This window comes from uncultured Sphingomonas sp. (genome assembly GCF_937859915.1).
Lineage (GTDB): Bacteria > Pseudomonadota > Alphaproteobacteria > Sphingomonadales > Sphingomonadaceae > Solisphingomonas.
In genome coordinates, this window is sequence record NZ_CALMAW010000093.1 from 1 (window position 1) to 9,778 (window position 9,778).

8 protein-coding genes are annotated in these 9,778 nt (G+C 67.5%); 5 read left to right on the top strand and 3 right to left on the bottom strand.

Annotation, left to right across the window (positions count from 1 at the left end):
* Positions 1-519: 519 nt before the first annotated feature.
* Positions 520-651, bottom strand: a complete 132-nt coding sequence (locus tag Q0326_RS12410; protein ID WP_298690903.1) for a hypothetical protein — start codon at positions 649-651, stop codon at positions 520-522.
* A 302-nt stretch (positions 652-953) separates the two neighbouring features.
* Here Q0326_RS12410 and Q0326_RS12415 point away from each other — a divergent pair, with 302 nt between their 5' ends.
* A complete protein-coding gene (locus tag Q0326_RS12415; RefSeq protein ID WP_298690905.1) occupies positions 954-2,870 on the top strand; it encodes a PAS domain-containing sensor histidine kinase in 1,917 nt (638 codons plus the stop codon).
* Positions 2,871-2,918: 48 nt separating this feature from the next.
* Here Q0326_RS12415 and Q0326_RS12420 read toward each other — a convergent pair whose 3' ends face one another.
* On the bottom strand, positions 2,919-3,773 hold the full coding sequence (locus Q0326_RS12420) for a diacylglycerol kinase family protein (RefSeq protein ID WP_298690907.1): 855 nt from the start codon (positions 3,771-3,773) through the stop codon (positions 2,919-2,921).
* Positions 3,774-4,074: 301 nt separating this feature from the next.
* Here Q0326_RS12420 and Q0326_RS12425 point away from each other — a divergent pair, with 301 nt between their 5' ends.
* The 4 genes from Q0326_RS12425 to Q0326_RS12440 all read left to right on the top strand — a co-directional run bounded on the left by Q0326_RS12425 (position 4,075) and on the right by Q0326_RS12440 (position 9,577).
* A complete protein-coding gene (locus Q0326_RS12425) occupies positions 4,075-7,008 on the top strand; it encodes a PAS domain-containing protein (protein WP_298690909.1) in 2,934 nt (977 codons plus the stop codon).
* A 440-nt stretch (positions 7,009-7,448) separates the two neighbouring features.
* A complete protein-coding gene (locus Q0326_RS12430) occupies positions 7,449-7,907 on the top strand; it encodes a hypothetical protein (protein ID WP_298690911.1) in 459 nt (152 codons plus the stop codon).
* A complete protein-coding gene (locus Q0326_RS12435; RefSeq protein WP_298690913.1) occupies positions 7,853-8,065 on the top strand; it encodes a hypothetical protein in 213 nt (70 codons plus the stop codon). The genes Q0326_RS12430 and Q0326_RS12435 overlap by 55 nt, the downstream gene beginning before the upstream one ends.
* Positions 8,066-8,155: 90 nt before the next feature.
* A complete protein-coding gene (locus Q0326_RS12440) occupies positions 8,156-9,577 on the top strand; it encodes a hypothetical protein (protein ID WP_298690915.1) in 1,422 nt (473 codons plus the stop codon).
* Here the strand turns inward: Q0326_RS12440 and Q0326_RS12445 are convergent.
* Positions 9,537-9,755 (bottom strand): hypothetical protein, encoded by a 219-nt coding sequence (locus tag Q0326_RS12445; protein ID WP_298690917.1) that lies wholly within the window; start codon positions 9,753-9,755, stop codon positions 9,537-9,539. The two genes, Q0326_RS12440 and Q0326_RS12445, sit on opposite strands and share 41 nt — an antisense overlap.
* Positions 9,756-9,778: the final 23 nt, after the last annotated feature.

The window sequence follows — 9,778 nt, forward strand, 5'->3', positions numbered from 1 at the left end:
CCGCATAGCGCGACGACACGCCGCCCTCGGCGCCCGCAATCCTGTGGCCTACGTCAAGCACCGGCTCTCTCCTGTTCCATTGTTCTGCGCTGCATCGGCCTCGGCATCGGCGCATGCAAGCACGCGCTTTTGCAGTCGCGTCCTGCAGGATTGCAGCATCGTCGCGGACACGCCTGCCGGCGCCCAAAATATTTGCCCGGACGGTCGGCAGCGGGACGGTCGGGCCGACCCGGATCTGCGGCGCGATCCCGCCTACGCATCAGCAGCGACGTCTGCGTGGCGGCCGTGCGACGATCGATCGCGCCGGCAGCCGCTGCGTGCCATTGCGCCGCGCGGATCGACGAAACGCGCCACCTCGATCCGCCGGACGCGACCGAGCGGGCGATCAGCCCGAGCGTGTCGGCGACGCGACGTGGCGAGCCCGAGGACAGCGGTGGCGATCGATGACGCCATCTCGACGCCCGCGCGGCGGCAGCGCTGCCGCGCGGGGTGCACGCCCGGCTTTCGCGCGCGGTTAGGTCACAGCGAGAAGAGCAGAAGCGCGGCCAGACCGCCGATCATCGCGACCGCAATGATCAGCGCCATCGCGATCATCGCCTTGTGGCTCGCGGCGGCGTCATTGTCCGCAGGCACGTGCACAGCATCGTTCATCCACACATCCTCTCGTCGCCCAAGCATTGTTGCCGGTGCAAGCCCATGGTGAGACACATTATTGTGAACCATGCAATAGCGGCGACGTCGGCGCGCCATCACCATGCGCGACGATCGGCCGCAAATAGGACGGCAACGACGCGCGGCCCAGGCTCGTCAGACGGCGGGCGACACCAGCGCTGCCGACCATTGGTCACGCCGTGCTATCGATCAAAAGAGCGACCGCATCGGTCGGCGGCAAGGGCTATTCGCTTTCCGCCTCCGGCCTGCTCGGCTAGGGCGAGCGAATGGATGATCAGCCTATGGTTCCGCTCAAGGACGTGGCGTTGCTGGCCGAGCCCGAACGGCTGCAGCTGCTGCTCGACGCGGTCAAGGACTATGCGATCTACCTGCTCGACCGCCACGGCAATGTCAGCAGCTGGAATACCGGGGCCGAGCGCTTCAAGGGCTATACGGCCTCCGAAATCATCGGGCAGCATTTCTCGCGCTTCTATACCGAGCCGGACCGCGCCGCCGGCATGCCCGCACGCGCGCTGCGCATCGCCGCCGAGGCGGGGACGTTCGAGGCCGAAGGATGGCGCGTCCGCAAGGACGGCTCCCGCTTCTGGACGAGCGTGGTCATCGATCCGGTGCGCGACGAGAATGGCGCGGTCATCGGCTTCGCCAAGGTCACCCGCGACATCAGCCACCGGCGCGAGGCCGAGGCGAAGCTGCGCGAGAGCGAGCAGCGCTTCCGCATGCTCGTCCAGGGCGTCCGCGATTATGCCATCTACATGCTCGATCCGCAGGGCATCGTGAGCAATTGGAACGCCGGCGCGGAGGCGATCAAGGGCTATAGCGAGCAGGAGATCGTCGGCCAGCATTTCTCGCGCTTCTACACAGCGGCGGACCAGGCGGCGGGCGAACCGGCGCGCGCGCTGGCGATCGCCGCGCGCGACGGCAAGTTCGAGAATGAGGCGATCCGCGTCCGCAAGGACGGGTCGCTGTTCTGGGCCAATGTGCTGATCGATCCGATCTACGACGAAACCGGCGCGCTGACCGGCTTCGCCAAGATCACCCGCGACGTCTCGGAGCGCCGCCGCGCGCAGGAGCAGATCGATGCCGGCAAGGAGGCGCTGGCGCAGAGCCAGAAGCTCGAGGCGATCGGACGGCTGACCGGCGGGGTCGCGCACGACTTCAACAATCTCCTGACCGTGATCCGCGGCTCCGCCGAGCTGCTCCAGCGGCCGGGGCTGACCGAGGAGAAGCGACTTCGCTACCTGGCGGCGATCTCGGAGACCGCGGATCGCGCCGCCGTGCTGACCGGACAGTTGCTCGCCTTCGCGCGCCAGCAGCCGCTCCGGCCCCAGAGATTCGATGTCGCGCTGCGCCTCGACGGCATGGAGCATATCATCACCACGACGATCGGCTCGCCGATCGACTACCGGATCGAGGTCGCCGACGGCGGCGGATCGATCGAGGCGGACCCGAGCCAGTTCGAGACCGCGATCCTCAACATGGTCGTGAACGCCCGCGACGCGATGCCCACCGGGGGCGCGCTGACGATCGGGATCGAATGCGTCGGCCACAAGCCGTCGATCCGCCATCACGCCCAGGCCGACGGCGCGTTCGTCCGCGTCTGGGTCCGCGATAGCGGAACCGGCATCGCAGCCGACAAGCTGCCGCGAATCTTCGAGCCGTTCTTCACCACCAAAGACGTCAACAAAGGGACCGGCCTCGGGCTCAGCCAGGTGTACGGCTTCGCCAAACAGTCGGGCGGCGACATCGCGGTCGCGAGCGAACCGGGCAGCGGCACCACCTTCAGCCTGTACCTGCCGCAGGCCGGCGCCGGCGCCGAACAGCTGATCGTGCCCCGCAAGCCGATCGATCCGACCCCGTCCAAGCACCGCATCCTGCTCGTCGAGGACAATGAGACGGTCGGCCGCTTCGCGCTCAGCGCGCTCACCGAGCTCGGCCAGGACGTGGTCTGGGCGCATAATGGCGCGGCCGCGGTCGAGCAGCTCGAACAAGGCGAGCTGTTCGACTTCGTTTTTTCCGACGTGGTCATGCCGGGGATGAGCGGGATCGAGCTCGCGCAGACGATCCGCGCGCGATGGCCTGCGCTCCCCGTCATCCTGACCAGCGGCTACAGCCATGTGCTGGCCGAGGCCGGCAGCAAGGAGTTCGAGCTCGTCCACAAGCCCTATTCGATGGAAAGCCTCGCCGCGCTGCTGTCGTGACGGCGACGGCGCCCTGGGGATCAGCCCCCCGCGCGGACCTGCCCTGCGCTAGGCGAAATAGACCGGCGCCTGGATCAGGGCGAAGCGGCCCGGCAGCGTCGCGACGATGTCGCCATCGGCCTGTATGGCGAGCGCACCCTCGGCCTCGGCGCTGAACGCCGTGCAGGTGATCGTCTCGACGAACGCAAGATCGTCGACCGGCCGGCGGGTCGCCAGCCGCAGCCAGAAGCGCGCCATGTCGATCCGCCGCGCCGTCTTGAGCACGACCAGCCGCATGTCGGACGTGCCCAGCCGCGCATCCGGCGCCAGCACCCAGCGGCCGGCGAAGTAGCGTCCCTTGGCGACGTAGAAGGCTTCGCAGTCGAGGCGGCGTCCGTCGACCGCGATGCGGATCGTCCGGCGCGGCCAGGCGATCAGCGACGGCAGCACCGCCACCGCATAGGCGAACCGCCCGATCCGGCCCTTGAGCCGCAGCGATACGCGCTCGACCGCCCACGTCTCCGGGCTGACGCTGGCACAGACGGTGAATTGCGTATCGTTGAGCGAGACGCTGTAGGAGCGATGGCGGACCTCACCCAGCAACCGGTCCGCCAGGGCATCCGCATCGGTGCTAAGCCCCGCCTCGATCGCGATAAGATTGACCGTGCCGGTCGGATAGATGCCGATCACGATCTCCCGGCCGGTGCGCTGCACCGCCTGCACGGCCTGGCGCACCGTGCCATCGCCACCGGCGACGCACAGGCATGTGGTTCCAGCGTCGATCTCGAACCGCTGGTCCGCCACCGTGGTCACGCGCACCGTGGCGCCGCGCGTCTCGAAGGCCGCGCGCAGCGCGTCGATCCGGTGTGGGGCATGGCCCCCCGACAAGGGATTATAGGCAATTTCGACCAGCGGGTGCGCCACGCGCCGCTCTTATCCCGGTGGACGGACAATGTCTCGTCGCCAGATGCACGCCGCGACACCCCGCCGCCATCCACCGACGCGGACGCACGACGACCACGACTCCCCGGGAATTGAGCCGACAATCCAACAGGATATAGGCGTGCGGCCAGACGGGATCGCAGCCGCCGGGCGCAATCCGGCGAATGGACTGGCTAGCGGTGCGCCCTGCTGATAAATCTGGATCATGGTCTCGTGTCGACTTCGCTCACACCGCTCCCGCAGCCGTGACTGAGATCGGCCCGCTGAGGGGGCGGTAGCGCGGATGTCGGGGTCGCTGGAGTTCCTGTCCGAAGGCGGCGAGATGGGGGCGCTGATCCGCGACCATGACTGGAGCGGCACGCCGCTCGGCGCAGTCGCACAGTGGCCCCCGTCGTTGCGCCGCATCGTCCGCCTGATGCTGACCATGCGCCAGCCGGCCTGCATTCTCTGGGGCGCCGGCAGCCTGTGCCTGTACAACGACGCCTATCGTGCCGCGCTCGGCGACGACCGCCATCCCGGCGCGCTCGGCCGCCCCGCCAGCGAGGTCTGGGCGGACATCTGGCCGCTGGTGAGCGCGCAGATCGACCAGGTCATGCGCGGCGACGGCGGCATCTATCATGAGAACCAGCCCGTCCCCCTCCTCCGCGCGGGCGTGCGCTGCGAGTGCTACTGGACCTACAGCTACAGCCCCATCGACGACGAGGCGGCAGGCGGCATAGGCGGCGTCTTCATCGTCTGCACCGAAACCACCGAGCAGGTGCTGACCGCACGCCGGCTCGCCGAGGAGAACCGGACCCGCTACACCCTGTTCCAGCGCCTGCCGGGGTTTATCGGCGTGCTGCGCGGGCCCCAGCATGTCTACGATTATGTCAACGACGCCTATATGACCTTTGCGGGGCCCCGCGAGCTGATTGGTCGGCCGGTGCGCGATCCCTTCCCCGACCTGCACGGGCAGGGCTTTTTCGAGATGCTCGACGGGGTCTACGCGACCGGCGAACCGGTCGTGCTCCACGCGACGCCGATCCGGCTGTTCGGCGAGGATCACGACCGCTATATCGATCTCCGCTACGATCCGACCTATAATGAACTCGGCGCGATCGACGGCATCTTCGTCAGCGGATATGATCTCACCGAGCGCGTGCTCGCCGAACAGCGCCGCGCGACGCTTGCCGAACTGAGCGACCGATTGCGCGATCAGGCCTCGGCCTCCGACATCGCCTTCGTCGCATCCGAACTGCTCGGGGAAAGCATGCGGGTCAGCCGCGCGGGCTTTGGCACCATCGACCCCGTCGCCGAGACGCTCCAGGTCGAACGCGATTGGAACGCGCCGGGCATAGCGCCGCTCCCCGCCCTCGTGCCGCTGCGCGACTATGGATCGTTCATCGACGATCTCAAGCGCGGCGAGGTGGTGACGATCGAGGATGTCGAGGACGATCCGCGTACTGCCGCGGTCGCCGGCGCGCTCGAGGCGCGCAGCGCGCGTGCCTTCGCCAACGTGCCCGTGATCGAGCAGGGCCGGCTCGTCGCCGTGCTCTATCTCAATCATGACGAGGTCCGGCGGTGGTCGGTCGACGATGTCGCGTTCATCCGCGAGTTCGCCGACCGCACCCGCACCGCGGTCGAACGCAGCCGCAGCGAGGCGGCGCTGCGCGCGCTCGCCGCATCGCTGGAAGAGCAGGTCGACCACCGGACCCGCGAACGCGACCGGCTATGGGCGACGAGCGAGGACCTGCTCGCGATCGCCGGCTATGCAGGCGAGCTCTTCCGGATCAGCCCGTCCTGGACGCGGCTGCTGGGCTATGACGAGGCGACGCTGCTCAGCCGACCCATCATGGACTTCATCCATCCCGACGACGCCGATACCGTCGTGTCGCAGATGGCGGACGTGCAGGCGAGCGGCCGGCCGACCCGATTCCAGAACCGATTTCGCGCCGCCAATGGCGATTGGCGCTGGCTTGCCTGGTCGCTGGTCCCCGAACCGGATGCGCCCCGCGTCGTCGCGGTCGGTCGCGACGTCACCGCCGAGCACGAGGCAGCGGACGCGCGGGCGATCCTCGAGGAGCAATTGCGCCAGGCGCAGAAGATGGAGGCGGTCGGCCAGCTCACCGGCGGTATCGCGCACGACTTCAACAATATCATCCAGGGGATAACCGGAAGCCTGCAGATCGCGATGCGCCGGCTTGGCCAGGGACGCACCGAGGACATCGAGCGCTTCATGGCGCGCGCGATCCTGTCGGCCAACAAGGCGGCGGCGCTCACCCACCGGCTGCTCGCCTTTTCGCGCCGCCAGCCGCTCGATCCCCGTGCCGTCGACGCCAACGCGCTGCTCGCATCGCTCGAGGATCTGTTCCAGCGCACGATCGGCGAGCATATCGGCCTGACCCTGGTCCTCGCCGACGGGCTGTGGACGACGCTGTGCGATCCGAACCAGCTCGAAAGCTCGCTGCTCAACCTCGTGCTCAACGCGCGCGACGCGATGCCCGGCACCGGCGCGCTCACGATCGAGACGGGCAATGCGATCCTCGGCGACGCCGAAGTTGCCGATCTCGCGGATGTTCGACCCGGTGCCTATGTCCTCCTACGGGTGCGCGACAGCGGCATCGGCATGTCCGAGGATACGATCGCGCAGGCGTTCGATCCCTTCTTCACGACCAAACCGATCGGCCAGGGCACCGGGCTCGGCCTGTCGATGGCCTATGGCTTCGCGCGCCAGTCGGAAGGCTTCGTCCGGATCGACAGCGTGCTCGGCGAGGGCACGTCAATCACCCTCTATCTGCCGCGCAGCGCCGCCAGCCGGCCCGCTGCGCCCGTGCAGGGCCTGCCGAGCGGCAGCCAGGCGCCGGCGCAGGGCAGCGGCGAAGTCGTCCTCATCGTCGAGGACGATGCGGTCGTGCGCGGCCTCGTGGTCGAGACGCTGGCGGAGCAGGGCTATCGCACGCTCGAAGCCGGCGATGGCGACGGCGGACTGGCGATCCTGCGATCCGACGTTCGGATCGACCTGCTGGTGACCGACATGGGGTTGCCCGGCATTGGCGGGCGGCAGGTCGCGCAGCATGCCCGCGACATCCGCCCCACGCTCAAAGTGCTGTTCATGACCGGCTATGCGGAACATGCCGCGTCGGCCTCGGGGTTCCTCGGCAGCGGGATGGGCCTGATCACCAAGCCGTTCGAGATCGGCGAATTCGTCGGCAAGATCCAGGGCATGATCGCGCCCTGACGCGCCGGGGCGTTGCGCCCGACGTCCGCACTACCTCGTCGGGCGCGCTGCGCGCCGCGCTCAACCCGAGTCGAGATCGCAGCATTATGGACGATATGCCACGCTGCGCACCCTATGGTCCATCATCACGGCCGATATACTTATGAATAATATTCGACATCTACCATACGTCGACACAGTAATACATCCAGTTTGATCCATATTACATATGGTCTAAACAAACTCCATTCTCGCATATCGTCAAAAGTGAAATTTTAAACGTCTCTCGGCGTTGTCGGACTGCGCCTGCCAATTTACCACCGTCGAACGCCGACCGCCATGCCAGTGTCCATTACCGTATAGATTGCGTTCCGGACTGCATATCGGTCCCGTCGGCGACACGCGGCCTATCTTGGGCAAGATCCCATTTCATTATGCCTTTTACAAAGGGAACATGGACGATGGATATTCAACTCAACTTCATCAATCAGTCTGCCGACGCCAATAATTCGCAGATCGTCGTCTTCCAGAAAAACGTCGCGGCGGGCTATGAAGAATTGGCGGTCGCCTGGAAGGTGATCGAACATTGCGGGTTCGGCGACAATCACCCGTTTGTCTACCCGATGACGATGCAGGTCAGCGCCAGCGACAGCTATGGCAATTACACGCCGAAGCTGGACGCCCAGCCGGGCAACGCCTTCCAGGTCACGCTGACCACCTCGGGCGACATGCTGAACCGCTCGGGCCTGTCCAATTATCCGACCGAGGTGCAGCTCTCGAACAATCTTCCCCAGGCGCGGTCAACGCCAACATCTACAAGAGCGGTACGCTGCTCGCGACCAAGTCGACGATCGCGCCCGGCCAGATGGCGGCGTTCCAGTTCCTGCCGACGATCTGGATCGGCGCGGTCTCGCAGGTGACGCAGGGCCAGGTGATGAATTCCGCCATCGTCGAACAGGTCAACACCGAGCTGTCGCTGCTCGGCATGTCCAGCGCCGACATCGTGATGACGGGCGGCGGACCGGGCAAGAACTCGCAGCCGTTCGCCTTCACGCTGCAGAATGTCAGCTGGGCCTGATCGCTCGGCGCGATGGACTAGGTGTCTGCGCCGCGACGCTGTGCGGCGCAGACATCCGCCCTCCGTCCGCGGCATCATCGAAAGCGCGTGATGAACACGATCGTCGAGCACCGCTGGGCCCTTCCCGAGGTCGACACCGTCTTCGAACTGGTCTTCGCGATGGAACGCGGCGCCGCACCCGACGGGCATCGGGTCGCGGTGACCTGTCGGTGGCCGCCGGCCGAGACCCGAACGCTCACGCTCAGCGCCGCCCGCGCGACGCCGATCTCGCTCGACTTCCTGTCCGGCTACCGGCTGCGCGGCACGATGACGGTGATCCACGACAATGATCGCCGCGCGCCCTCGATCGGCGTCAATGCGGACCTCACCTATGACTGGCGCGGGCAGCCGCCGGTGCAGCATTTCCAGGGCCTGGTGTTCCTCAGCCGCGAGCCGATCCCGCCACCGCCGCCGCCGCCCGATCCCCCGACACCCGTCCCGCCGCCGATGGACGATGACGAGGACGGCGATCCGGTGGCGATCATCACTCCGCACGACGAGCTCTTCCCCTATCTCTATGTCCGCCAATGGCCGAAGATCCCCGCCGAGGATCTGCACGATCGCTTCTTCTCCTACGACGATACGAGTCCGCCGGGCGCGAGCTTCCTCGTCGCGCTGGCCGCGCTCGTGCCGCAGGGCCGGCCGGCGATGGAGGCCCTGGCGCTGGCCTTTATTGACGGCGCGATGCCGTGGCAGCGCCAGTATATCGCGAGCCGCTCCGACCTGCGGGGGCCGATCGCCGAATTCGCGCCGCTGGCGTTGCGCCTCCAGCAAGCGGATCGTGCCGGCTGGGTCGACACGCTCTGCCACGCCTTGCAGGCGCTGCTGGAGCGCTACGGCAAGACCGGCGCCTGGCTGCGCGGCCCGGACTATGCCGCCGCCCTCGATCGCGTCTGGCAGAGCTATTTCGCGCTGACCGTGCTGCTCGGCTATGATCAGGCGCTGCTCGCCGACCTTGCGCTGACCTTGTGGCTGGCCAATGCCGTGGCCAAGACGCTCAGCATCGACGCCGACGGTCGCCTGCACGTCGGCACGCTGACCAAGGCGCAGAATGACGCGGTCGCCCACGCCTCGCTGCTCCTGCCAGCCACGGTCTTCCCGCTGCCCGCGGGGGGCGGGTCGTCGCCGCCCGCGTCGGGCCATCGCGGCTGGATCGAGCCCTATGCGGTCGGCGACCTCCAGATGGTCCGCCAGCGTCTGCTGCGCTACGTGCCCGGCGAGATTGCGCGGATCGAGAATGTCATGCGCGGCGAGCGCCGCGAGGTGTCCAGCGGCAGGGGCGCCAGCGGCTCGATATCGACCAGAAGAGCGGCGAGGAGCTCGCGCTGCTCGAGAGCGACGACAGCGACGCGCGCACCTCGCTGCTGCAGGAGACCAGCCGTCTGGTCGCGGGCAAGACGATCGGCGACAGCTATGAGAATTTCACGACGAGCTACGGCCCGCCGACGCAGGCGACGCTCAACGGCACGCTGAACCGGGTCACCACCGCCGGCTCGCCTGCCAGCGACGACGTCACGCGCTTCGCGCGCGAGATCGTCGGCAAGGCGGTCAACCGCATCGCGCGCAAGGTCGGGACGGTCCGCGCGACGAGCAGCCTGTCGCACGTCGAGGATGCGGTGGTCAGCGTGATCGACAATAGCGGCGGCGGCAACAGCCTGTCGGCGGTCTATCGCT

What these genes read in the sequence shown, in the direction of transcription:
- Q0326_RS12430 (WP_298690911.1), top strand. Translation starts at nt 7,449, where the DNA reads ATGGATATTCAACTCAACTTCATCAATCAGTCTGCCGACGCCAATAAT.
- Q0326_RS12435 (WP_298690913.1), top strand. Translation starts at nt 7,853, where the DNA reads ATGGCGGCGTTCCAGTTCCTGCCGACGATCTGGATCGGCGCGGTCTCG.
- Q0326_RS12440 (WP_298690915.1), top strand. Translation starts at nt 8,156, where the DNA reads ATGAACACGATCGTCGAGCACCGCTGGGCCCTTCCCGAGGTCGACACC.
- Q0326_RS12410 (WP_298690903.1), bottom strand. Translation starts at nt 651, where the DNA reads ATGAACGATGCTGTGCACGTGCCTGCGGACAATGACGCCGCCGCGAGC.
- Q0326_RS12425 (WP_298690909.1), top strand. Translation starts at nt 4,075, where the DNA reads ATGTCGGGGTCGCTGGAGTTCCTGTCCGAAGGCGGCGAGATGGGGGCG.
- Q0326_RS12415 (WP_298690905.1), top strand. Translation starts at nt 954, where the DNA reads ATGGTTCCGCTCAAGGACGTGGCGTTGCTGGCCGAGCCCGAACGGCTG.